We start from the raw sequence: 21,281 nt of genomic DNA on the forward strand, positions 1-21,281 counted from the left end.
CCGCCCGGCGGGCTGTCTTCGCCCGGGCGCTTCGATCGCCCGGCGGGCTCCCCTCCCCGGTCAGGCGGTGATCGGTGCCAGGACCTCGGCGGTGGCGGCGTGCACGCCGGGGGCCGCGGCCAGGAAGTCGCGGCTGGTCAGGCTCCAGGGCGCGCCGTCGATGTCGGTGACGGTGCCGCCCGCCTCGGCGACCAGCAGCGCACCGGCCACCAGGCCGGAGCGGACGTCGGAGAACTGCCAGAAGGCGTCCATCCGCCCGGCCGCGACATGGATGAGCTGCAAGGTGGCCGGCACCGACACCCGCACCACGAGCCCCGCGACCAGCATCGCGGTGACCGACGCGCCGATCCTGCGGAAGGTGCGCTCGTCCTCGCCCGGCTTCGCCTGGCCGGTGCCGGTCAGGGCGGCGGCGAGGTCGTTCTTGGCGGACACCCGCAGCGGCCTGCCGTCGAGCCGGGCGCCGAGGCCGGCGACGGCCGTGTACGTCTCCCCGGTCAGCGGCAGGTGGACGGCGGTCAGGACCGGCCGGTTGTCGCGCACCAGCGTGGCGGTGACCGCCCAGTCCGGCATGCCGTGCACGTGGTTGATGTTCCCCTCGGCCGGGTCGACCACCCACCAGTCGCCCGGCGGCAGCGCCCCACCGGCCAACTCGTCCTCGGCCCACCGCGATCCGGGCCGGGCCGCGAGCAGCGGGGGCGTGAGCACGTCCAGGACGGCGGCGTCGTTGGCGTGGATCTCGCCGACGATCTCATCGAGGCCGCTGCCGCGGGCGTCCGCGGTGAAGCGCTCGCGCAAGGTGGCCCCTGCGGCCCTGACGGCGGCGGTCACGGTGTCCAGAAGCGCGTGGTCGAGGTCGGTGGACGGGGCAACGGACATGGGTTCTCCCTGGGTTGGCATCCGGTCGGAGCGGGGAATCGGTTCCCTCGCCGCCTGCTCTTCGACGGTAGGCAGCACGGCTCTTGACGGCAAATGCATCTTTGGCAGTGGTGGAGTTACCTGCGTGCACTACGTGTTCCGTACATGGAGATGGCCGTGGAACGCATGGAGAGGGCCGCGACATCGGGCCGTCGCGCGGGTGCGGGTGCGGGTGCGGGCTTGAGTCTCCCGCCGGGGGAGACCCGAGGATGGGGGCATGAACGGCCCCACGCTCTACTCGATCGGCGAGTTGGCCCGGCGCACCGGGACCACGGTGAAGACCGTCCGGTACTACTCCGACCGCGGCCTGCTGCCGCCCGCGGACCGCAGCCCGGCCGGCTACCGCCGCTACGCCCACGACGCCGTCGCCCGCCTGGACCTGGTACGCACCCTGCGCGAGCTGGGGCTGGACCTCGCGGCGGTCCGGAAGGTGGTGGACCGGGAACTCGCGCTGCCGGAGATCGCCGCGGTGCACGCCGACGCCCTGGACGTCCAGATCCGGGTGCTGCGGCTGCGGCGCGCGGTGCTGGCCGCCGTGGCGGAGCGCGGCGCGACCCCTGAGGAGACCCGTCTGATGTACCGGCTGGCCATGCTCTCCGAGACCGAACGCCGGCGGCTGGTCGGCGACTTCCTCGGTGCCGCCTTCGCCGACCTGGCAGGCGACCCGGTGTTCGCCGGCGTCATGCGCTCGATGACCCCCGAACTGCCCGACCACCCCGACGCGGAACAGGTCCGGGCGTGGGTGGAACTGGCCGAGCTCGCGCAGGACCCCGGCTTCCGGGCTCATCTGCGGCAGCTGGTCGAGGAGGAGGCGGCCGGGCACCTTCCGGGCGAACCGCCCATGCTGCACGGCAGTTTGGCCGCGATCGTCCGTGACCAGGTCGCTCCGGCCGTGGCGGCGGGCACCGATCCGGCCGCTCCGCAGGCCGATCCGATCGTCGCGGTCCTCCTGACCCGCTGCGCCCATCTCCTCGACCGCGGCGACGGGGACGGCGATGGGGACGGGGACGGCAACGAGGGTGGCGACGGCGACAGCGGCGACGGTGCCGGGCCCGATCCGCGGCGGCAACTGGCGGCCCGGCTGGAGCGTATGAACGACCCGCGCCGGGAGCGGTACTTCGCGCTGCTCGCGGTGATCAACGGCTGGCCCGCGCCGGAGAGCCTGCGACCGGTGCTCGACTGGGCAGCCCGCGCCCTGCACGCCCGGGCACCGCGATGACGTGGTGGCCGCGGCGCGGTCCCGGAACGGCGGATGCCGCGTCACGTCGTGGCGCCCTCGGATACGATCCCGCGATGAACGCGACCGTCGTGCTCACGGCCCCCGCCACGCCGACCGCGCCGGCACTCGTGCTGCGCCCCTGGTGCGAGGGGGACGCCGCCGCGCTGGTCGAGGCGTACCGGGACCCGGGGATGCGGCGGTGGACGAGCCGCTGTCCGGACAGCGAGGACGACGCGGTGCGGTGGGTGCGGGCCGAGGAACAGGGCTGGGCGCAGGGCGACCGGTTCGGCTTCGCCGTCCTCGAAACGGCACCGGACGGTGCGCCGCCGGGGTTGGTGGGCAACGTGGTGCTCAAGGACGTCGCGTCCGGTGCGCCCCGCGCCGAGGTCGGCTACTGGACGGTGGCCAGGGCGCGCGGCCGTGGCGTCGCCCCGCGCGCCCTGGAAACGCTCACCGCGTGGTCCTTCGACGTCTTCGGGGCCGCCGGTCTGGAACGCCTCGAACTCCTCCACCAGCTCGACAACGCGGCGTCCTGCCGTGTCGCGGAGAAGGGCGGTTACCGCTTCGACCGGCTCCTGCCGGCGGCTCCGCCGGCCTACCCGCTCGACGGCCATCTGCACGTACGGCACGCGGCCGCCTGACCCGGCCCCGGCTCCGTACGCGGGCCGCGCGCCTCACGCCAGGCGTCAGCCTTACGGTGTCAGCGCGGGGCCGGAGCCGGGTCGCCGGCCGGGGCGTCCGCGGTGATGACCGCGAGCGCGTCGACGAGTCGGGCGCGCAGCCAGGCGTGGGCCGGATCGCTGTCGTGGCGGTGGTGCCAGGCGACGACGACCGGGACGGGTGGCAGGTCGAAGGGGAGGGTGCGGGCGCACAGCCCCAGGCCGGTGAGGACAGGGCGGCACACCTTCTCGGCGACCACGGTCACGGCCCCGATCCGGGCGGCGAGGTCGAGGGCGGCACTCGCGGTGGGCAGCGCGGCACACACGTGCCGGCGCAGGCCGAGTCCGGCGAGCGCGTCGTCGACGGGACCGGACAGGTGGCCCCGGCGCGAGACGGTGACGTGCACGGCCTCCGCGAAGCGCGCCGGGGTGATCTCGCCCTCGGCCAGCGGGTGGTCGGGCCGCATGACGGCGACCATCCGGTCCGACCCGACCTCCTCCGCGGCGATCTCCGGCCGGTCGGGCGCGGCGGCCCCGACCTCGACGTCGGTGTGTCCGCGGCTCAGGTCGGCGACGTCGGCGGAGGGTTCGGCGAGGAACCTGATCGAGACCAGCGGTGCCTGCCGGGCGACGGCCGTGATCAGGAGCGGGGCCAACGCGGTCACCAGGGCGTCGTGGCAGCGCAGGGTGAAGGTGCGGTCGAGGCGGGCCGGGTCGAGCGTGGTGACCGGGGTCAGGACCGCGCCGGCGCGCCGCACCAACTCCCGTGTCTCCTGGCGCAGTTCCAGGGCGCGCGGGGTCGGGGTCATGGTGCGCCCGGTGCGGACCAGGATGTCGTCCCCGGTCGCCTTGCGGATACGGGCGAGGGTACGGCTCATCGCCGGCGGGCTCAGATGGAGGCGCTCGGCGGCCGCGGCGACGCTGTTCTCTTCGAGCAGGGCGTCGAGCGCGACGAGCAGATTCAGGTCCACATGCACCAGGGTAACTTCTGGGCTTACAAGAGTGCACTGGCAATCATCTGTCCGGGCGCCTAGCGTCGAAGGCGCAAGTCGAAGCGGTCGAAGTCGAAGCGGTCGAAGTCGAAGCTCGAAGCCGAAGTTCGAAGTCGAGGCCGATGCCGAAGTCGGGGCCGATGTCGTAGGGGCGCGGGCCGGAGAGCCCGGTCCACCGGCACGGCCACCGGGGCACCCGGGTCGGCTCCCGCCCCCGCCCCACCGCAGCCGCCATCCCCACCACTCACCAGGAACCCGCCGTGCACCTGACCATCCTCGCCGCCTCCGGCGCCACGGGCCTCGCGCTGACCCGCCAGGCGCTCGACCGCGGGCACACCGTCACCGCCGTCGCCCGTACCCCCGCGCGGATCACCGTCCCCGACGACCCGCGCCTGACCCGCGTCGCCGCCGACGTACGCGACCCCGCCTCCATCGCCGAAGCGCTGCGCGGGAGCCAGGTGGTGCTGTCCGGTCTCGGCGTGGCCAAGGGCGACCGGCCCGGCGCCCTGACGTCCGGCGCCCGCGCGGTGGTCGCCGCCGGACCCGAGCGGATCGTGTGGCTGGGCGCCTACGGCACCGGTCCCTCCGCCCGGTCCGCCGGTCCCGTCACCCGTACGCTCCTCAAAGCGCTCGGCGCCCAACTGGCCGACAAGGTCGCCGCGGACGCCACCGTCCTCCAGGCCGGCGGCACGGTCTTCCACGCGGGGCCGCTCTCCAACGGCCCGCTCGGCCCGCGCCGGCGCACCACCGGCCTCGACGGCGCTCCCAGACGCCTTCTCCCCGCCCGGGTGAGCCGGGAGACGGTGGCCGCGGCCATGCTCGACGAGGCGGAGGACCCGCGCCACGCGGGCCGGATCGCCCTGCCGTTGAGCCGGTGAGAGCCACCGGACCACCGGATCGCCGAACCGCCGTGCCGCAGAGGGGCGCTGACCGCCCCCGCCTCCCGTCCGGCGAGCGCGCGTCGACGGTCACGCCACCGGCGAACACGGCGGCCCGGGGCGTTCGGCGCGGCTAGCGTGGCGACATGAGCGACGTGGTGACGTACGAGGTCAACGGGGTGCGGCTGGTCGGCGACGCGGAGGGGCCGGCCGACGGGGCGGCGGTGCTGCTCCTGCACGGGCTGGGCGAGAACCGCGGCTCGTGGCGGGCCGTGTCGGCGGCGCTGGCGGCGGACGGCCTGCGGACCCTGGCCGTCGACATGCGCGGGCACGGCGAGAGCGACCACCCGGGGGAGTACGCCTACGAGGCCATGCGCGACGACGTCCTCGGCCTGATCGACGCGCTCGGGCAGGAGCAGGTGGTGATCGTCGCCCACTCGATGGGGACCGTGCCCGCCTCGCTGGTGGCGATGGACCGCCCGGCGGCCGTGGCGCGGCTGGTGCTGGAGGAGGGCCCGCTGCCCTTCCCCGCCGAGCCCCGCCGCCCGGTCCCCGAAGGCCCCGACGGCCCCACGCCGTACGACTGGCGGGTGGTGCGGGACGTCGCGGTGCAGCGCAACGCGCCGGCCGCCCGGCACTGGGACGGCCTCGCCGAGATCACCGCGCCCACCCTGGTGGTCGCCGGCGGCCCGGGCAGCCACCTGCCGCAGGACCAGCTCGCGCGGACCGCCGCGCGCATCCCGGACTCCCGCCTGGTGACGATCGACGCGGGGCACATGGTGCACGACGAGCGCCCGGCGGAGTTCATCGAGACGGTGCGCGCGTTCCTCGGACACCCCCACGGACCACGGCGGACCGGGCCGGAAACCGCCTGATGCGAGCGCCGGTTCAACCGCTGACGTGCACCGCGATCGTCCGGGCGCAGGCCAGCGGGTCGGTGTGGCTGGAGTCGACCTCCAGGTCGTAGCTGACACCGGTGTGGACCAGCGTCGCCTGCCGCGCCGCCATGCCCGGGACCCGGTCGCCGCGCGCGGCCTCCCGGGCGGCGGCCACCGCCGGGTCGCAGCGCACCCCCACCCATAGCACACCGAGCCCGGCCATCGCGTCGCGCCAGCGGGCCTGGGAGGCGGCGCCGCCGAGGAAGACCTCGTCGATGACGAGGTGCGCGCCCGCGCGGGCGGTCGCGGCCATGCCCAGCGCCCACGCGTCGTCGAGCCGGCGGAACTCCGCGCCCGGCACCACCTCCCCGTCGGGCCCGAACGCGATGCCGTCACCGCCGTCCGGCCCCGGACCGGACTCCGCGTCCTCCTCGCGCATGCGGGCCGGGAGCGCCTCGACCAGGGTGTCGGTGCCGAACGTCAGCCACGGCGGGCCGGGCAGCACGTCCTGCAGAGCGCGCGCGATACTGCTCTTCCCCGAACTGGAGCCGCCGTTCAGAATGATCACCTGGGTGGGCATGCCGCCACCGTAGGCAGGACGAACGGGGAGGTCCAGTGGATTCCGGCAGCGCGGACGGTGCGGAGGTCGCGGACGGCACGACGGGTGACGAGCGGGGCGAGCGGCGGAGCGACGGGCCGGACGCGCTGCGGGTGATGACCTGGAACCTGTGGTGGCGCTTCGGCGGCTGGCAGGAGCGGCGCGAGGCGATCCTGCGCACCCTCGAAGCCGAACGGCCCGACGTCCTGGGCCTTCAGGAGGTGTGGGCGAGCGGCGGTCCCGACGGGGCGGGCGGGGAGAACCTGGCGGAGTGGCTCGCCGAGCGCCTCGGCATGCACTGGGCCTGGTCGCGCGCGGCGGCGCAGGACCGCTGGCACGCCCGCAACGGCGGCGACACCAGCGTCGACATCGGCGTGGCCGTACTGAGCCGGCACCCGATCCTGGCGACGGCCGAGCACCGTCTGCCCACGCTGCCCGGCCACCGCGACGACGGCAAGACCGCGCTGCACGCCCTCCTCGACGTGCCCGGCGGGCCGCTGCCCTTCTTCACCACCCACCTCAACTCCGGTGTCGCCGAGTCCGCGGTGCGCTGCGCGCAGGTCCGCGAGCTGGCCGCGTTCGTCGCCGAGCACGCCCACGGGCCCTACCCGCCGGTCGTCACCGGCGACTTCAACGCGGAGCCCGACTTCGACGAGGTGCGGCTGATCTGCGGCTACAAGACCGCCCCCGCCGTCCCCGGGCTGGTGCTCCTCGACGCCTGGCGGTTCGCCGATCCCGCGCTGCCGCAGGGCACCTGGGACATCAGCACCGAGTACGCGGTGAACTTCGGGGATCGCCCGAGCTGTATCGACTACATCCTCGTCGGCCTGCCGGGCCCGGACAGCCGCGGCTGGGTCCGTACCGCCCGCCGCGCCGGCGACCGGCAGGTGGCCGGGGTGTGGCCCTCCGACCACGCCGCCGTGATCGCGGAACTCGCCCTGCCGGACCCGTCGTTGAAGCTGAGGGGCGCCTGATCCCGGGCGTCCGGGTCAGCGCCACTCGACGGCGAACGCGCGGGCCGGGTTCGCCACGAAGATCGCCTCGGCGGCGTCCTCGCCCAGGGCGGCGGCGACCCGGGGCCGCAGCACCCGCAGCAGGTAGGGGATGCCGGGGGAGCCGCCGGTCGAAGCGCGGGCGGAGGCGAGGACGTTGTCGCCGCCGAGCAGGATCTGGCCGGTGTGCCCTGCCGCGGCGAGTTCGGTGAGGCAGTCCAACAGCCGCCAGTCGGTGGCGTGGTGGGCGCGGGAGGGCCCGTCGAAGGCGAGGAACGCGCCGGAGGAGGCCAGTTCGCGGTGGATGCCGGAGTCGGGGAACCGGTTGAGGTGGCCGAGCAGGATGCTGGTCACCGGGACGCCCAACTCGCCGTGCAGCAGCGCGAGTACATCGACCGCGGCGGTGCCCATCTCGTGGTGGACACCGATCGGCGCGCCCGTGGCGTGGTGTGCCCGCGCCGCCGCCGTCATCACCTCGCGGGTGTGCCCGTCCAGGCCGTGGAACATCCCGGCCACCTTGATCATGCCCGCCTTCGCGCCGCCACGCGGCCCGTCCGGATCGTCGCCGGCGAGCATGCCCTCGGCCAACTCGGCGGTGAAGAAGGCCGCGAGGCCGTCCGACCGCAGCCGGTCCAGCAGCGCGGGAGCGTAGTGCGTGGCCTGGTGCAGGCCGGTCGCCGCCACCACATGCACCCCGGCCGCCCTCGACAGCGCGGGCAGTCCGGCGGCATTCCGGCCCAGCCCGAACGGCGTCCACTGCGCCACCGCCGCGCCGCCCACCGCCCGGAACGCCGCCAACTCCGCCTCCGCCGCGGCCGGATCGTCCAGTTCCTGCCCGGCGAACGCGGGCGCGGCGAAGAACAGGTGGTCGTGCGCGTCGGTCACCCCGAGCCGCTCGGGCGCGATGTCGCCGAGCACCGTCCGTACGGTCTTCACGCGGCACCGCCGTCCGCGCCGCTGCCGCTGCCGCTGCCGACGCCGACGCCCGTGCCGGGGTCGTTCGCCGCGTTGCCGTCCGGGGCCACCCCGAGGTCGGCGAAGGCCGCCGCGGCGACCCGCAGCCCCGCCAGCGCCTTGGGCACGCCGACGTACGGCGCGAGGTGCACCATCACCTCGACGATCTCCGCGGGGGCGATGCCGGTCCGCAGCGAGTTGCGGACGTGGTCGTCGAGTTGGGGCTCCACGCCGCCGAGCGCGGTGAGCGCGGCGAGGTTCGCGACGAGGCGGTCCCGCAGGGCGAGGCCGTCGCGCTGGTAGGTGCCGCCGAACAGCGCGGTGACGATCCAGTCGGCGAACCCCGGCGCCAGGGCGTCCAGCGGGGACAAGGTGCCCTCGACGGTGCCCGGTCCGGCGAGGTCGCCGAGCAGCCGGTAGCCCGCCTCGCGGTCGATCTTCGCCTGCTTCACCACTGCCTCCCGGTGTCGATGGCGTCCAGTTCGGGCCGCGACAGGTGCAGCACCTGGAAGCGCTCGGCCCCGGGCTCCTCGGGCGCGGCGTCCCGCCACAGCGTGAAACGCAGCAACTCCCAGTGGCGCGGGTCGACCAGCAGCGCGGCGGAGTGCGCGCCGGGCCGTGCCGCCACCTCCCGCAGCTCCGCCAACTCGCGTGCGACGGCCTCCGCGAGCGGTTCGCCGGCGGCCAGTTGCCGGGCCGCTCGGGTGGCGGCGGCCGGCGGCTGCGCCACCTCCGGACCGCGTTCGAAGCCGAGCCCGGTCCAGTGCTCGACCGTCGGGCGGCCGAAGTCGTCCACCAGGGAACGGAATCCGGGTCCCCACAGGAAGCTGTTCATGCCCTGGGCGGTGTTCCACAGGTAGAAGGGCGCGTACTCGTTCACCGGCGAGCCGTCGGTGCCGCGCTCCCGGATCAGGTACGCCTTCTGCCCCAACCCCGGGAAGGCGTCGAGCAGATGGCCACGAGTCGCGACCCGCTGTCTGATGATGCCCATGTCGTAGTCGGCGGGCAGGGCGATGCGGTAGTTCATGCCGTGCACGGGTGGGTGCTCCCTCGTCAGGTACGAGCCGTCGCGCGGGTGCGCGCGGGCGGTGCGTACGCGTCCTCGTGTCGTGCTGCCCGCACGTCTCGTACGGGCCAAGTGCCTTGACAGGCACAGCGATTGGGGCCCTCGGCCGGTGTACGGCGCGGGAGGTCGTACGGTCGCGGGCCGGTGCCGCGTTGATCAGGGGGCCGGGCGAAGTGGCCGGGTCAGGGGGCCGGGTGGAGCGGCCGGGTCAGGCGGCCGGGTCGGTCGCGGCGGCCCGGAGCAGGCCGAGCGCACCGCGCACCGCCTGGTCGAACGGTTCGCGGTCGCCGGCCGCGCGGGCGAGCACGTAACCGCCCTGGACGACCGCGGCCAGTGCCGCCGCCGTGTCGCCCGCGTCGATCTCCGGGCGCAGCTCCCCGGCCGCGATGCCGTCGGCGACGATGTCGGCAAGCCGTCCGCGCAGCCACGCGAACGTGTCGCGGACCGGCTCCCTCAGCTCGTCGCTGGCGATCACCTCCGGGTCCATCGCCATCCGGCCGACCCGGCAGCCGCGCAGCGGCTCCCGCTCGCGCATCAGATACGCGCCGACCCGCGCCACCGCGGTGTCGCCCTCGGCGAGCTGCGCGTCGGCCTGCGCCCGCAACTGCGCCGCGCTGCGCCGCATCGCCGCGGCCGCGAGGTCGGGCTTGCCCTTGAAGTGGTGGTACATGCTGCCCTGCCCGGCACCGGCCCGCTCCTGGATGGCCTTCGGGCTGGTGCCGACGTAGCCGCGCTCCCAGAGCAGTTCCTGCGCGCTTGCGACGAGGCGTTCCGCGGTGTCCATGAGCTCATCGTACATACTAGTAGGTACAGAACCAAGCCCGAAGAACGGCGGCGGGTCGACCCCGCCGCCGACCGGGCCCGCAAGCGGACCCGGAGATGGGCCCGGAAACGGGCCGGAACGTGGTCGGGTGCGTCAGGCGAAGTACACGTCGGACCCGGCGACCACCGTGCCGAAGCGGGGGAAGTTCAGCGCCACCGCCGCCTCGTGCTCGGCCGCCGTCAGCCCCGACATCGCGTCGTGCGCGAAGACCAGCCGGTAGCCGAGGTCGGCGGCGGCCCGCGCGGTGGACTCCACGCCCATGTTCGTGGCGATCCCGGCGAGCACCAGGGTGTCGATGCCGCGCTCCCGCAGGCGCGCGTCCAACTCGGTGCCCTGGAACGCCCCGACCGTGCGCTTGACCAGCAGCGCGTCCGCGACCGCGGCGACCTGCGGTACCAGATCGCTGCCGGGTGGCTGCTCGGCCGCCCCCGACCGGCGCGCCCGCACCGCCACCACCGGCGCGCCCGCCGCGCGGAAGGCCGCCGCCAGCCGCACCGCCGCGGCGACCACCTCCGACCCCGGGTGCGGGGCCAGCGGCAGCGCGACGATCCGGTCCATCAGGTCGACGAGCACGAGGGCGGTACGGGCGGGGTCGAGACCCGGCGCGAGCGGGGACTCGCGGGTGTCGCCGGCCGCGCGGTAGTCGTGATCATGTGCGGTCATGATCGGACCCTACCGGCCGGGCCCGCTTCGCGCGTACGGATCGAACGGGGTGGTGTGGTAGGGCAGTTGGGGCGCGTGAGGATCGCATCCGGCACCGCGCGGACCCGGTGCCGGACCGGCCGCCATAGCGCATCCGGGCGCCCCCGCGTGCGGCTTCCGCCTTCTTCTGCCGGGTGGGTCCAACACCGATAGGCTGGAAGCGGACGACGATGTGGGAGGAGTCAGGACGTGGCTGAGAGCACCATCGGACAGCCGTTGGCCAACGGGAAGAAGCCTCAGGTGGATCTGACCGGGGCCGAGTGGCTGTCCAGCAGCCAGGGCACCGGGGACGTGCAGATCGCTTTCGTGGAGGGGTACATCGCGATGCGCGACGGCCGCAACCCCGAGGGGCCCGCGCTGATCTTCACCCCCGCGGAATGGCGTGCCTTCGTGCTGGGCGCCCGCGACGGCGAGTTCGATCTGACCTGACCCGTCGGGGCGGTGGGTTCCGCGGTCGCGGGACCCACCTGCCGACGACGCGCTGCCGCGCGGTTCCCGCCAAGGGCCGCGCGCCTACGGCCAGTTGCCCAGCGGCGGCAACGGACCGCCGCGCAGCGGCTCTTCGGGGTGCCGCCCGGCCAGCCACGCGGCGAGGTCGGTGAGGCGGCCCTCGACGGACAGCGGTGACCCGGAGCCGTGCGACCAGCGGAAGTCCGCGTCCGTGGCGGTGAGCGTCACCCGGTAGCCGTCCGGCACGCGGGGCGCGAGGAAGCCGATGAGGTGGGTGCACAGCGGCACCGACCACGCGTGGGTGCCGTAGCCGAGGTCCGCGTCGGCCGTGTGGATCTCCAACTCGCGCCACCAGGCGAGCCCGGCGTCGCGCAGGGTGCCGTCGCGGTAGCGGACCGGCCGCTCCCAGTCGTCCGGCCCGACCAGGGACCAGGACGCCTCGACCTCGTCCAGCGCGTCCGCGAGCGCGGGCGCGAGCTGCTGCACCGGGCGCCGGTGCCCGGCCTCGATGGCGGCGTCACGGGTGGGGCGGCCTCCGTCGTAGACGTCGATGAGCTTGCCGCGCAGTGCGTAACGGGCCTGCCGGGCAAGGGCGAGGCCGACCCCCTCGATGTGGGTGAGCACATGGCCGCGGCTCCAGCCGGGCAGCGGGCTCGGCCCGCGCAGTACCTCGTCGGTGAGGGCCGGCAGCAGGGCGCGCAGCCGTGACTGCCCCTCGGCGAGCGCCGCCTGGAGATCGGCGGGTGCGGTTCCGGTCACGGCCACAGCAGTCCACGCTCCCAACCGGCGTCCGTGCGGCGGTAGTCGACGCGGGTGTGCCGGCGTTCCCGGTCGCCCTGCCAGAACTCCACCTGCTCGGCGTGCAGCGTGTACAGCGTCCAGCCGGGCGCCACCAGCCCGGGCTCCGCCGCGATCCGCTCGGCGGCGGCGCGCACGTCGGCGTCGCGGGCGGCGAGGTCGGACAGCGGGGTGCTCTGCCGGCCGAGCAGCGCCTCGGCCCGGGCGCCGGGGGAGCGGGCGAGGAAGTCGGCGGCGGACTCCTCGGGGTTGCCGGGGCGTACGGTTCCGCGCACCCGCACCTGGCGGGCGAGCGGGGACCAGTAGAAGGTGAGCGCCGCGGCGGAGCGGCCGGACAGCTCGCGGCCCTTGCGGCTGCCGGCGTCGGCGGCGAACTGCCAGCCGTCGGCGGTGACGTTCTTGCAGATCAGCACCCGTGCCGACGGGGTGCCGTCGAGGCCGGTGGTGGACACGGTCATCGCGTGCGGTTCGCGCACCCCTTGCCGGATGGCCGTCAGCAGCCACTCGGTGAACAATTCGTGCGGGTCGGCGGGAAGTCGAGAGACGTCGAAGTCCGGCAACTCCCCCTCGAACACCTCGATCTCGCGCAGTACCTCGCGCAGGTCGGACACGAATACCCCCTCTGCATTAATGGTGTACGGCGACGATACCATTAGGTCATGCCGGTTGATCATCTCGCTCTCGCCCTCGCGGTCACCGTGCGCCATGACGGCCACGGCGGAGTCGCGGACGACCTCGCCGCCCCCGAGGGCCTGACCGCCTGGGTCCGGCAGCACGAGCGGGCGCTGGCGGAGTACGGCTTCGTGACGGCGGACGAGGGTGACGGGCGTGCGGACCCCGCCCATCCCGCTGTGGCCGCCGACCCCGCCGTGCTCGCCGCCGCCGTCGGCGTACGGACCGCGCTGCGGGCGCTGTTCGCGCGGGCGGTGCTTCCCGGCGCCCCCAGCAAGGCCGACGCCGGGCGGCTGCCCGACGCGGCGGCGGCCCTGGAGCGGCTGAACGCGGCCGCGGCGCGGGTGCCGGTCACCCACCGGCTCGCCTGGCCCGCCGACGGCCCGCCCGCCGCCGGCTACGCGGTGGCCGGCCGCCACGCCCCGGCCGACCTGCTCGCCGCCGCGCTCGCCCGGGCCGGCATGGCCTTCCTGGCCGGCCCGGACCGCGCCCGGTTGCGGGCCTGCCCGGCACCGCGCTGCGTGCGCTACTTCGTCCAGGCGCACGCCCGCCAGGAGTGGTGCAAGCCCTCCTGCGGCAACCGCGCCCGCGTCGCCCGCCACCATGCCCGCCAGCGGGCCCGTACCGCCGAAGACCCGAACTGACGCTCCACGCGGGCCGGTTGGGCCGGGCGTCTCGGGGCTGATCGCCGTCGCCGGAGCCGCGTCGACCGCGACGGCCCGCCCGTAAGGCCCGCGTCGGTCCGCCCGTACGACCCGCACCGCCCGCATGCACGACCCTCCCGCACCGCTCGCACCCGACTCCCCATCCCTTTCATCCGCCCCCTTCGGTTACGCGCGGTAACGGGGGCGCACGCGGGGCGCATGGGAGCTTTGGCGGGGAGTGGGGCCCGAGTGGAGTGGTGACGGCCGGGAGGCCCGTGGGACAGTCGCGGCGGGCCGACCGGGAAGGCACCCGCCTCCCCCGCGGAGTCATGGGCTCCACCCTGCCGGTACGCCTCCTGCCAGTGGCGTACCGGCACGGTCGTTCCCCCTGACCGAGCGCAGCCGACGGCGTACCCTGTGGACCGATCGGACCGAGTGCGCCGGGCGCGCGCCCCGCCGGTCGGCAAGGGGGAGAGCATGGCTGGAGGGCCCGCCGGCGTCGCCCGCCCGCTGCTCGAGCGTGACGTCGAACTCGCGGCCGTCGACGAGGCGTTGACCGCCCTCACCGGAGTGGCGCCCGGCGCCTTACCGGAGCCGGCCGGCGGTCGGCTACGGCGGCGGGGCGGGCTGCTGGCGTTCGCCGGGCCCGCCGGGCTGGGCAAGACGACCCTGCTCGCCGAGGTACGGGCCCGGGCCGCGGACCGCGGCTGCACCGTGCTGTCCGCGCGCGGCGGCGACCAGGAGCAGCAGGTCGCCTTCCACGTCGCACGGCAACTCCTGCAACCGCTGCTGGCCGGCTCCACCGAGGCGGATCTGCGGGCGGCACTGGGCAGTTGGTACGGCATCGTGGGCCCGGCGCTGGGGCTGTGCACCGCGCAGGGCGCCGCCCCCGACCCCCAGGGGCTGCGCGACGGACTGGACTGGGTGCTCACCCACGTGGTGGTCCGGCACGCCCCGGTGGTGCTGGTGCTCGACGACGCGCACTGGGCCGACCCGCAGTCCCTGAACTGGCTGGCCGCGTTCGCACCCCGCACCGACGACCTCGCGCTGCTCGTCGTGGTGGCCTACCGCCCGGACGAACTGCCGCCGTCCGCCGAGGCGTTCCGCGGCCTGCCGGGCCGCGCCGGGCACCGTCCGCTCGGCCTGGAACCGCTGACCGCCGACGCGATCGGCCTGCTGGTGCGCGACCGGGTCGGCGCGCACGCCGACGAGGAGTTCTGCCGGGAGTGCTGGGCGGTCACCGCGGGAAACCCGTTCGAGGCGGTCGAGTTGGCCGCGAAGGTCCGTGACCGGGGGCTGCAACCCGACGGTGGCAGCGTCCACCTGCTGCGCGACCTGGTCGCCGCGGTGAAGGGCAGCGGCCTGGTCGCCCGGCTGGAGCGGCTCGGCCCCTCCACGGTCCGCCTCGCCTGGGCCGCCGCCGTGCTCGGCACCGAGATCCGGCCCGCGCTGGCCGCCGCCGTGGCCGGCCTGGGCACCCAGGAGGCCGCCGACTGCGCGGACCGGCTGCGGGCCGCGCGCGTCCTCACCGGCAGCCGCACCCTGGAGTTCGTCCACCCGCTGATCGCCACCGCCGTCTACCGGGCGATACCCGACGCGGTGCGGGTCGCCCTGCACGGCAAGGCCGCGTGGGCCGTGGTCGACGCCGGGCTCGGCCCCACCGCGGCCGCCCGCCACCTGCTGGAGACCCACCCCGAGGAGGACCCGTGGGTGGTGCACCAACTGCGCGCCGCCGCCCGGGAGATCCTGCGGGCCGGCGCCCCCGAGGCGGCCCGCAGCTGCCTGGCCCGGGCGCTGCGCGAGCCCCCGCCGCCCGGCGAGCGGGCCGGCGTGCTCTACGAACTCGGCTGCGCCACACAGCTGCTGGAGCCCCCGACCACCGTCAACCACCTGCGGGCCGCCCTCGAAGAGCCGATCGACGACCCCGAACTGCGCGACGGCATCCTCTTCCTGCTCTCCCAGTCCCTCGCGCACAGCGACCGGCTCAGCGAGGCCGCCGACGTCGTCGGCCGGGCCGCCCGCACCGCCACCGGGGCACGCACCCGACTGCGCATGCAGGCCGAGCAGTTCATGTGGGACGCCTTCCGCTCCGACGAACCCGACTCGCCCGGCAGGTCCCGCCGGCTGGCCCGGCTCGCCGACCGCCTCACCGGCCGCGACCTCACCGAGCGGTACATCATCGGCCTGCGCGCCTGGGACGCCACCTTGCGCGGCGAACCCACCGGCACCGTCCTGCGCCACGCCGCCCGCGCCCTGCGCGGCGGCCTGCCCTGGGTCGACGAGGGCCGCGGCTTCGAGGTGCCGGTGCTGGTCGCGATGACCCACCTGTACGCCGACCGGCCCGAGCGCGCCGAGGAGCTGTTCGCCGAGGGCATCGCCGACTTCGAACGCCACGGCTGGCGCGGCGCGCACCTCTCCTTCGGGTACGTCCTGCTCGGCTACGTCCGCCACCGCTGCGGGCGGCTCGCCGAGGCGGAGGAACTGGCCCGCGACGGATTGCGGCTGGCCGAGCGGGTCGGCCGCGGCACCCCCGTGCAGTGGTACGCCGTCGGCGTGCTCGCCGGGGTGCTGATCGCCCGTGGCCGCCCCGAGGAGGCGGCCGCGCTCGCCGCCGACTACGACTTCGCCGCGCCCTTCCCGGCCGCCGTGACCTTTCCCGACGCCCAGGCCGTGCACGGCGAGATCCTGCTCGCGCTGGGCCGGTACCAGGAGGCCGCCGCGGAACTCGCCGCGGTCGGGCGGCGGCTCGACCCGCGCGGCATGCGCAACCCGGGCTGGTGCCCCTGGCAGCTCCACCTGGCCCTCGCCGAGGCGCACGACGCCCCCGACCGCGCGGCGAGCACCGCGCTCGACGCGGTCGGCCGGGCCCGGCAGTTCGGTGCGCCGTCCGCGGTCGGGGGCGCGCTGCGGGTCGCCGCCGAGGTGATCGGCGGGGCGCGCGGCCTCGACCTGCTCGCCGAGGCCGTCGCCCAGCTGGAGGCGTCGCCCGCCGCCCATCAGCTCGCGGCGGCGCGGGTCGCCCAGGGCGCCGCCCTGCGCGCGGCGGGCCGCCCGGGACCGGCCGCCGACGCGCTGCGGCTGGGGCTCGACGGTGCGGTGGGCTGCGGCGCGGACGGCCTGGCGGGCACCGCGCGGGCCGAACTGGCCCGGCTGCCCGCACCGCTGTCCGTGCCCCTGCCCGCGCCGCTGTCCGTGCCGCCCGCCGCACCGCAGGCCCCGCCCGCCGCGGCACCGCGCGAGACGTGAAAGACGGGCTCCCGCCCCGGCCGTGCCACCCCGTACGATGGCCGTATGTCCTTCCTCCGCCGCCGTAGCGCAGCCACGCCCACCGGGCCGGACTTCGACGTCCTCGCGATGGACCCGGGGGACTGGCCCGGCGACCTGGGCGCGGGGCTGCTGCCCGGTGCCGACGGGAGCTGCCAGGGCATCTACCTGCGGTACGACCTCTTCGGCGGCCGCGGCCCCGCGATGCTGATCGGGAACCTCCCCGAGGGCTCCCCGGCCCGCGAACTGGAGGAGGGCCAGGTGCCCTTCGAGGTGGCCCAGCTGCTGGCCGCGCTCGGCAACGACGAACCGGCCGAGGTCGTCGACGTCGAGGGCACCCCGGTGATGCTGGGCGACGGACCGCTGATCGTCCGCCGGATCAAGATCTCCGAGTCGCGGGTCGCCTGCGCGCAGTTCGACCGCAGCGACGGCGTGCAGGTCACCATCGCCACCTGGGACCGTCCGATCACCGACGACCTCTACCAGCTGCTCAAGCCGCTGCCCGCGGAGATGTTCCAGGCCGAGTGAACGCCCGGGCCGCGAGCCGGCCGGGCCGAACGAACCGCATCCAGCCGCACCAAGCCGAACGACGTAAGGGGCGCCATCCCAGGATGGCGCCCCTTACCTGTGTCACCTGCTCATCTGCTCACCGGTGTCACCCGTCGCCGCGGCCTCCCGGCCCGGCTACGGCAGCGCCGAGGGCACCAGCGCCACATCGGACGCGAGAACGTACTCCACTCGGTGCCCGAGCTGGATCTCGTAGTAGACGTTCTTGCCCCGCACGACCTGGTGGCTCGCCGGGTCGAAGGTCACCGAGTAGTAGTACTCGCCGTGCACCGCGCCGCCGACCACGTACCGCTGGCCGGCCGGGATGGAGTACGGCATCGGGGTGAGCGCCTGGACCGGCACTCCGGCCGGGAACGCGCTCGCCTCGGGGTAGGCGCGGCCGTAGACCGGGATGCTCGCCAGACCCTTCTTCGGGGTCACCACCAGACCCGTCGCGTCCACGGCCGTCGGGTTCGCCTTCGGGTTGTGGAACCACGCCTTCTGGCCGAGGTACCAGATCGCGGTCCAGTCGCCCTGCCGTCCGGCGACCGCGTACTGCTGGCCGGTGGACGCCCGCGCGCCCACGTCGTTGACGTCGGTGGTGCTGGCGCCCGTCGCACCGTGCAGAGCCACGTCCTGCACCAGCGGAGCGTCCTCGCTCGGCGCCGTGTACAGCCGCACCGCGTCGGAGCCGTGCGCCGGGCAGGTCGCGCCGGCCGTGGTGCAGCCGGTGTAGACCGGCTGGTTCGTCGCGTAGTCCGGGTCGATCGTCACCTCACCGCCCCACGCCCCCGCCGTCGGGTGGATCGGCGCGCCGAGCAGCGCCATGTAGTGGGCCCAGTCCCAGTACGGCCCGGGGTCGGTGTGCATGCCGGGCACGTAGGAACCCGTCGGACCCGGCACGTTGTCGTGGCCGAGGATGTGCTGCCGGTTCAGCGGCACGTCGTACTTCTGCGCCAGGTAGCGCACCAGCCGCGCCGACGAGCGGTACATCGCCTCCGTGTACCAGGCGTCCGGGTCGGTGAGGAAGCCCTCGTGCTCGACCCCGATGGACTTGGCGTTGGTGTACCAGTTGCCCGCCTGCCAGCCGACATCCTGCGTCTTCACATGCTGCGCGATGTGCCCGTCGGAGGAGCGCACCGTGTAGTGCCACGCCAGGTATGTCGGGTCCTGCACCAGCTTCAGCGAGGTGGCCCAGGAACCCTCGGTGTCGTGGATGACGATCGTGTCGATCTTCTCGTCGTTCGGCCGGTCGGCGAGGTCGTAGTTGCCGTAGTCCCCGCCGCCGATCTCCTGGTAGGGCGCCGGCACCCACTCGCAGCCCAGCCCCGGCGGGCACTCGGTGCCCGCGTCGTTGTCCGCGCGCAGCCCCACCTTCGCGGCCTGGCCGGCCGCGGGCGCCAGACCGGGCACCGCCGCGAGCGCCACCCGCTGGCCGCTGTCGGTGGTGCGCGCCTGGCCCTGCCGGATCACGTCGAACACGTCGTCGGCGAAGGAGTCCGCGGTGTCCCGGTCGTCCGCGCCGGAGTAGCGCGCCACGGCGGCGTACCAGTCGGCCGGATCGGCGCTCAGCGGTTCGCCCAGCTCGCGCTGCTCCGCGGCCAGCAGAGCGGCGCCGCCGGCCACGTTCGCCGCCGGCGTGTCGCGCAGCTCGGCGGACGGCAGCCCGGTGAGGGTCGCCGCGCGCCGCACCGTGGTCAGGTTCGCCGGGAAGGCCGCGGTGGCCGGCGCCGCCGCCTGCGCGGGCGTGATCAGCGGGCGCGAGTCGTCGCCGCGCCCGTCGTCGCCCCCGTCGCCGACCTGCTTGACCGGGAAGTCGGTCAGCGCGGTCCGCGCGTCGGTCAGGTGCATCGGCCCGTAGCCGCCGGTGACGCTCGGCATGCCCTGGTGGCCGTCCCACCGGGATTCCATGTACGACACGCCCAGCAGCACGCTGCTCGGCACTCCGTACTTCCCGGCGGCGTCGGTGAACGCCTGCTGGAGTGAACCCGGCGCGGCGGCCGCGTGCGCGGTCCCCGCGCCGAACAGCGGCAGCAGCACGGCCGCCGCGGCGACCGCGACCGCGCTTCGGGCGCGGCGCCCGAGCGGCACGGATCTTCCAGGCGGGGACGGGGGAGCGGAACGCGGCACGAGGGCCTCCTCCGGATGGGGGGTTGCCGAGTTGATCGGTTCCCCACAGGTACCGGCCCTCCCGACGCCCCGTCAACCACCCGTATACGGCGCGTCTTCCGCACGTCAGGGCCGCGCACCCCGGGTTTCCGCGCCACGCGGCCGCCCACCTGCCGACCGCCAGAGGCGTACACCTGTGCACCCGCTGTGCTCCGTTTCAGCGGCCTGTCGACAATTCCCGCCGGGGGGCGGAGGCGTGGCCGGTGCGCCGCGCCCAACTCGTTGGCCAAAGAGGCCGGCCGGCGTCGAGAATCCCGCCATGACCAACGGCAGCGACGACCCGGACCGCATCTTCGTTCGCAGCAGGTGGGGCGACAGGCGCTACGTCTACAACCCGTACAACCCCATCGGCCGCGCGCTCATCGCCGGGACCGTGCTGGTCGCGGTCGTCGCCCTGTTCCTGCTGCACCGCTCGTCCGTCCGTGGCGCTTCGGGCGACTGGAGCGAGAAGGAGTTGCGGAAGGCGGTGACGGCGGCGACGGCCGAGCTGGCGAGCGACGCCGAGTTCGGGCCCGGAAGCGTGGGCTACGAGGAGATCCTCCAGAGCGGGATAGCGGAAGCGGCCCACCGCGCCGAGCGCGGGCTCACCGTCGCCCTCGCCTCGGCGCCCCCGACGTCGGCCCTGGTCGAGGGCGGTCCGGAACGGGCCGACTACACCGTCAGCGCCGACGGCACGGACACGCAGCTGTGCCTCGACGTCCACGCGCTGAAGCGCAGGATGGCCATGGGCTACGACTCCGTGACCATCTCCGTCGGCGAGGGGGCGTGCCCCGCCTCCTGACAGCCGCCCGCCCTGCCCGGCGGCTGTCCCGTCCGGCCGGCAGCCGTTACTGCGTGCCGACTGCCGCCCGCACCGCGCGCCTCGCCATCCCGCAGTCGTCGTGCAGCCGCCGCAGCAGCAGCCGCTGCTCCTCGCCCGCCTCGGCGGAACCCGGCGGGACCGGCCCGGTGGCCCGCATCGTCCGCTGCACGGCGGTCTCGTAGGTACGGATCTCCCGGGTCAGCACCAGCATCAGGTTGACCAGGAACCCGTCACGGGCCTCCGCGCCCTGGGCCTGCGCCTGCTGGCTGATCTGGCGCCGCGCGGCGGGATCGTCCCCGAGCACCGACCACAGCACCGCCAGGTCGTACCCGGGCAGGTACCAGCCCGCGTGCTCCCAGTCGACCAGCGACGGTCCGGCCGGCGACAGCAGCACGTTCGACAGGAGGGCGTCGCCGTGGCAGAACTGGCCCGGCGCGTGCGCCAGCCCGCGCAGCAGCTTCTGCAGGTCGCCCAGATCCCGGTCGGTGAGCAGGCCCAGTTCGTGGTAGCGCCCGATCCGCGCCGGGTAGTCGATCGGCGCGTCGAACGAACCGGGGGCCGGCCGCCAGGCGTTGATCCGCGAGTACGCCGACAGCGCGGCGCGCACATCCGCCCGGGTGGGCGCCTGCACGGGGTGCCGCTGCGGCGTGACCACCCGTCCGGGCATCCGCTCCATCACCAGCACGCAGCTGTCCGGGTCGGCGGCGATCAGCCGCGGCACCCGCACCGGCGGGCGCTGCCGGACGAACGTGCGGTAGGCCGCTATCTCATGGCGGAAACGTTCCGCCCAGGCGGGGGAGTGGTCCAGCAGACACTTGGCGACCGCCGGCGCCCGGCCGGAGGTGCCGATCAGCAGCGCGGTACGGCCGCCGCGCCGCAGCAACTGCACGGGGGCGAACTCGGGGCAGATCCGCTGCACGGCGGCCACGGCGGTGCGCAGCTGAGCCCCCTGCGGGCCGGTCAAGTCGATTCTCCCGCTGAGCGGATGGGCGCCGCCGGCCATGTTCCGCCGCAAGGCGGCCGGGCGCGGGCGCAGCACCGGCTCGGCGACGGAGGGGTGCGAGGGCCGGGGCGGGGCGGACACGGAGGACGATGCCGAATACATGAGTGGAAGCAGATCCCTTCGCGTGCCAAGGAGTTCCAGGGGCGCCGTCCCGGTCCGGTACCGCACCCTGGGGAATGCGGAACCGGGCCGGGGTGGCGCGTTCCTACCTGACACCCTGGCGCGGGTGGCAGACCATCTGGCGGACCCTGGCGAAC

The 21,281-nt window shown here is 75.3% G+C and carries 22 protein-coding genes; 10 read left to right on the forward strand and 12 right to left on the reverse strand.

What is annotated here, in order from left to right; all coding sequences use genetic code 11:
- Positions 1-60 precede the first annotated feature (60 nt).
- Positions 61-876 (reverse strand): inositol monophosphatase family protein, encoded by an 816-nt coding sequence (locus tag AB0399_RS08575; RefSeq protein ID WP_366410713.1) that lies wholly within the window; start codon positions 874-876, stop codon positions 61-63.
- 256 nt (positions 877-1,132) lie between these two features.
- On the opposite strand from AB0399_RS08575, the gene AB0399_RS08580 reads away from it, so the two are divergent.
- On the forward strand, positions 1,133-2,134 hold the full coding sequence (locus tag AB0399_RS08580) for a MerR family transcriptional regulator (RefSeq protein WP_366410714.1): 1,002 nt from the start codon (positions 1,133-1,135) through the stop codon (positions 2,132-2,134).
- A gap of 74 nt (positions 2,135-2,208) precedes the next feature.
- On the forward strand, positions 2,209-2,775 hold the full coding sequence (locus AB0399_RS08585) for a GNAT family N-acetyltransferase (RefSeq protein WP_329362305.1): 567 nt from the start codon (positions 2,209-2,211) through the stop codon (positions 2,773-2,775).
- Positions 2,776-2,834: 59 nt separating this feature from the next.
- Here AB0399_RS08585 and AB0399_RS08590 read toward each other — a convergent pair whose 3' ends face one another.
- Positions 2,835-3,764: a LysR family transcriptional regulator gene (locus tag AB0399_RS08590; protein ID WP_366410715.1), complete on the reverse strand. Its 930-nt coding sequence runs from the start codon at positions 3,762-3,764 to the stop codon at positions 2,835-2,837.
- Positions 3,765-4,045: 281 nt separating this feature from the next.
- Here AB0399_RS08590 and AB0399_RS08595 point away from each other — a divergent pair, with 281 nt between their 5' ends.
- Complete coding sequence (locus AB0399_RS08595) at positions 4,046-4,663, forward strand: NAD(P)-binding oxidoreductase (RefSeq protein ID WP_366410716.1); 618 nt, start codon at positions 4,046-4,048, stop codon at positions 4,661-4,663.
- A gap of 146 nt (positions 4,664-4,809) precedes the next feature.
- Positions 4,810-5,538 carry an alpha/beta hydrolase gene (locus tag AB0399_RS08600; protein WP_366410717.1) on the forward strand — a complete coding sequence of 243 codons (729 nt, stop codon included), beginning with the start codon at positions 4,810-4,812 and terminating at the stop codon, positions 5,536-5,538.
- A 13-nt stretch (positions 5,539-5,551) separates the two neighbouring features.
- Here AB0399_RS08600 and cpt read toward each other — a convergent pair whose 3' ends face one another.
- On the reverse strand, positions 5,552-6,121 hold the full coding sequence (gene cpt, locus AB0399_RS08605) for a chloramphenicol phosphotransferase CPT (protein WP_366410718.1): 570 nt from the start codon (positions 6,119-6,121) through the stop codon (positions 5,552-5,554).
- Positions 6,122-6,255: 134 nt separating this feature from the next.
- On the opposite strand from cpt, the gene AB0399_RS08610 reads away from it, so the two are divergent.
- Entirely contained in the window at positions 6,256-7,113 is an 858-nt protein-coding gene (locus tag AB0399_RS08610) for an endonuclease/exonuclease/phosphatase family protein (RefSeq protein ID WP_366410748.1), read from the forward strand.
- Between the two features lie 15 nt (positions 7,114-7,128).
- Here AB0399_RS08610 and AB0399_RS08615 read toward each other — a convergent pair whose 3' ends face one another.
- The 5 genes from AB0399_RS08615 to AB0399_RS08635 form a co-directional block, all read right to left on the reverse strand.
- Entirely contained in the window at positions 7,129-8,067 is a 939-nt protein-coding gene (locus AB0399_RS08615; protein ID WP_366410719.1) for a phosphotriesterase, read from the reverse strand.
- Positions 8,064-8,537, reverse strand: coding sequence for a carboxymuconolactone decarboxylase family protein (locus AB0399_RS08620; RefSeq protein WP_366410720.1), 474 nt, complete (start codon positions 8,535-8,537; stop codon positions 8,064-8,066). Before AB0399_RS08620 ends, AB0399_RS08615 begins: the two co-directional genes overlap by 4 nt.
- Positions 8,534-9,121, reverse strand: coding sequence for a DUF4865 family protein (locus AB0399_RS08625; protein WP_366410721.1), 588 nt, complete (start codon positions 9,119-9,121; stop codon positions 8,534-8,536). Before AB0399_RS08625 ends, AB0399_RS08620 begins: the two co-directional genes overlap by 4 nt.
- 238 nt (positions 9,122-9,359) lie before the next feature.
- Positions 9,360-9,935: a TetR/AcrR family transcriptional regulator gene (locus AB0399_RS08630; RefSeq protein WP_366410722.1), complete on the reverse strand. Its 576-nt coding sequence runs from the start codon at positions 9,933-9,935 to the stop codon at positions 9,360-9,362.
- A 132-nt stretch (positions 9,936-10,067) separates the two neighbouring features.
- On the reverse strand, positions 10,068-10,637 hold the full coding sequence (locus AB0399_RS08635) for an isochorismatase family protein (RefSeq protein WP_328472410.1): 570 nt from the start codon (positions 10,635-10,637) through the stop codon (positions 10,068-10,070).
- Positions 10,638-10,865: 228 nt separating this feature from the next.
- Between AB0399_RS08635 and AB0399_RS08640 the strand changes: the two genes are divergently transcribed.
- Positions 10,866-11,105, forward strand: coding sequence for a DUF397 domain-containing protein (locus tag AB0399_RS08640; protein WP_103889877.1), 240 nt, complete (start codon positions 10,866-10,868; stop codon positions 11,103-11,105).
- Positions 11,106-11,189: 84 nt separating this feature from the next.
- Here the strand turns inward: AB0399_RS08640 and AB0399_RS08645 are convergent, their stop codons facing one another.
- Positions 11,190-11,885, reverse strand: a complete 696-nt coding sequence (locus tag AB0399_RS08645) for a maleylpyruvate isomerase family mycothiol-dependent enzyme (protein ID WP_329362288.1) — start codon at positions 11,883-11,885, stop codon at positions 11,190-11,192.
- A complete protein-coding gene (locus AB0399_RS08650) occupies positions 11,882-12,535 on the reverse strand; it encodes a pyridoxal 5'-phosphate synthase (protein ID WP_329362286.1) in 654 nt (217 codons plus the stop codon). Before AB0399_RS08650 ends, AB0399_RS08645 begins: the two co-directional genes overlap by 4 nt.
- A 48-nt stretch (positions 12,536-12,583) precedes the next feature.
- Between AB0399_RS08650 and AB0399_RS08655 the strand changes: the two genes are divergently transcribed.
- The 3 genes from AB0399_RS08655 (at position 12,584) to AB0399_RS08665 (ending at position 17,032) form a co-directional block, all read left to right on the forward strand.
- Entirely contained in the window at positions 12,584-13,240 is a 657-nt protein-coding gene (locus AB0399_RS08655; RefSeq protein ID WP_366410723.1) for a CGNR zinc finger domain-containing protein, read from the forward strand.
- Positions 13,241-13,717: 477 nt separating this feature from the next.
- Complete coding sequence (locus tag AB0399_RS08660) at positions 13,718-16,486, forward strand: AAA family ATPase (RefSeq protein ID WP_366410724.1); 2,769 nt, start codon at positions 13,718-13,720, stop codon at positions 16,484-16,486.
- A 45-nt stretch (positions 16,487-16,531) separates the two neighbouring features.
- Entirely contained in the window at positions 16,532-17,032 is a 501-nt protein-coding gene (locus AB0399_RS08665) for a hypothetical protein (protein WP_328472424.1), read from the forward strand.
- A gap of 156 nt (positions 17,033-17,188) precedes the next feature.
- Here AB0399_RS08665 and AB0399_RS08670 read toward each other — a convergent pair whose 3' ends face one another.
- A complete protein-coding gene (locus AB0399_RS08670) occupies positions 17,189-19,141 on the reverse strand; it encodes an N-acetylmuramoyl-L-alanine amidase (RefSeq protein ID WP_366410725.1) in 1,953 nt (650 codons plus the stop codon).
- A 337-nt stretch (positions 19,142-19,478) separates the two neighbouring features.
- On the opposite strand from AB0399_RS08670, the gene AB0399_RS08675 reads away from it, so the two are divergent.
- Positions 19,479-20,000: a hypothetical protein gene (locus AB0399_RS08675; RefSeq protein WP_366410726.1), complete on the forward strand. Its 522-nt coding sequence runs from the start codon at positions 19,479-19,481 to the stop codon at positions 19,998-20,000.
- Positions 20,001-20,046: 46 nt separating this feature from the next.
- Here the strand turns inward: AB0399_RS08675 and AB0399_RS08680 are convergent, their stop codons facing one another.
- A complete protein-coding gene (locus AB0399_RS08680) occupies positions 20,047-21,126 on the reverse strand; it encodes an aminoglycoside phosphotransferase family protein (RefSeq protein ID WP_366410727.1) in 1,080 nt (359 codons plus the stop codon).
- Between the last annotated feature and the right edge of the window lie 155 nt (positions 21,127-21,281).

The organism is Streptomyces sp. NPDC088194 (assembly GCF_040702025.1).
GTDB lineage: Bacteria > Actinomycetota > Actinomycetes > Streptomycetales > Streptomycetaceae > Actinacidiphila.

Excerpts from the sequence above, each read along its gene's own strand:
- AB0399_RS08680 (WP_366410727.1), bottom strand. The coding sequence starts at position 21,126 with ATGTATTCGGCATCGTCCTCCGTGTCCGCCCCGCCCCGGCCCTCGCAC.
- AB0399_RS08600 (WP_366410717.1), top strand. The coding sequence starts at position 4,810 with ATGAGCGACGTGGTGACGTACGAGGTCAACGGGGTGCGGCTGGTCGGC.
- AB0399_RS08630 (WP_366410722.1), bottom strand. The coding sequence starts at position 9,935 with ATGGACACCGCGGAACGCCTCGTCGCAAGCGCGCAGGAACTGCTCTGG.
- AB0399_RS08585 (WP_329362305.1), top strand. The coding sequence starts at position 2,209 with ATGAACGCGACCGTCGTGCTCACGGCCCCCGCCACGCCGACCGCGCCG.
- AB0399_RS08655 (WP_366410723.1), top strand. The coding sequence starts at position 12,584 with ATGCCGGTTGATCATCTCGCTCTCGCCCTCGCGGTCACCGTGCGCCAT.
- AB0399_RS08635 (WP_328472410.1), bottom strand. The coding sequence starts at position 10,637 with ATGACCGCACATGATCACGACTACCGCGCGGCCGGCGACACCCGCGAG.
- AB0399_RS08610 (WP_366410748.1), top strand. The coding sequence starts at position 6,256 with ATGACCTGGAACCTGTGGTGGCGCTTCGGCGGCTGGCAGGAGCGGCGC.
- AB0399_RS08575 (WP_366410713.1), bottom strand. The coding sequence starts at position 876 with ATGTCCGTTGCCCCGTCCACCGACCTCGACCACGCGCTTCTGGACACC.
- cpt (WP_366410718.1), bottom strand. The coding sequence starts at position 6,121 with ATGCCCACCCAGGTGATCATTCTGAACGGCGGCTCCAGTTCGGGGAAG.
- AB0399_RS08660 (WP_366410724.1), top strand. The coding sequence starts at position 13,718 with ATGGCTGGAGGGCCCGCCGGCGTCGCCCGCCCGCTGCTCGAGCGTGAC.
- AB0399_RS08675 (WP_366410726.1), top strand. The coding sequence starts at position 19,479 with ATGACCAACGGCAGCGACGACCCGGACCGCATCTTCGTTCGCAGCAGG.
- AB0399_RS08580 (WP_366410714.1), top strand. The coding sequence starts at position 1,133 with ATGAACGGCCCCACGCTCTACTCGATCGGCGAGTTGGCCCGGCGCACC.
- AB0399_RS08665 (WP_328472424.1), top strand. The coding sequence starts at position 16,532 with ATGTCCTTCCTCCGCCGCCGTAGCGCAGCCACGCCCACCGGGCCGGAC.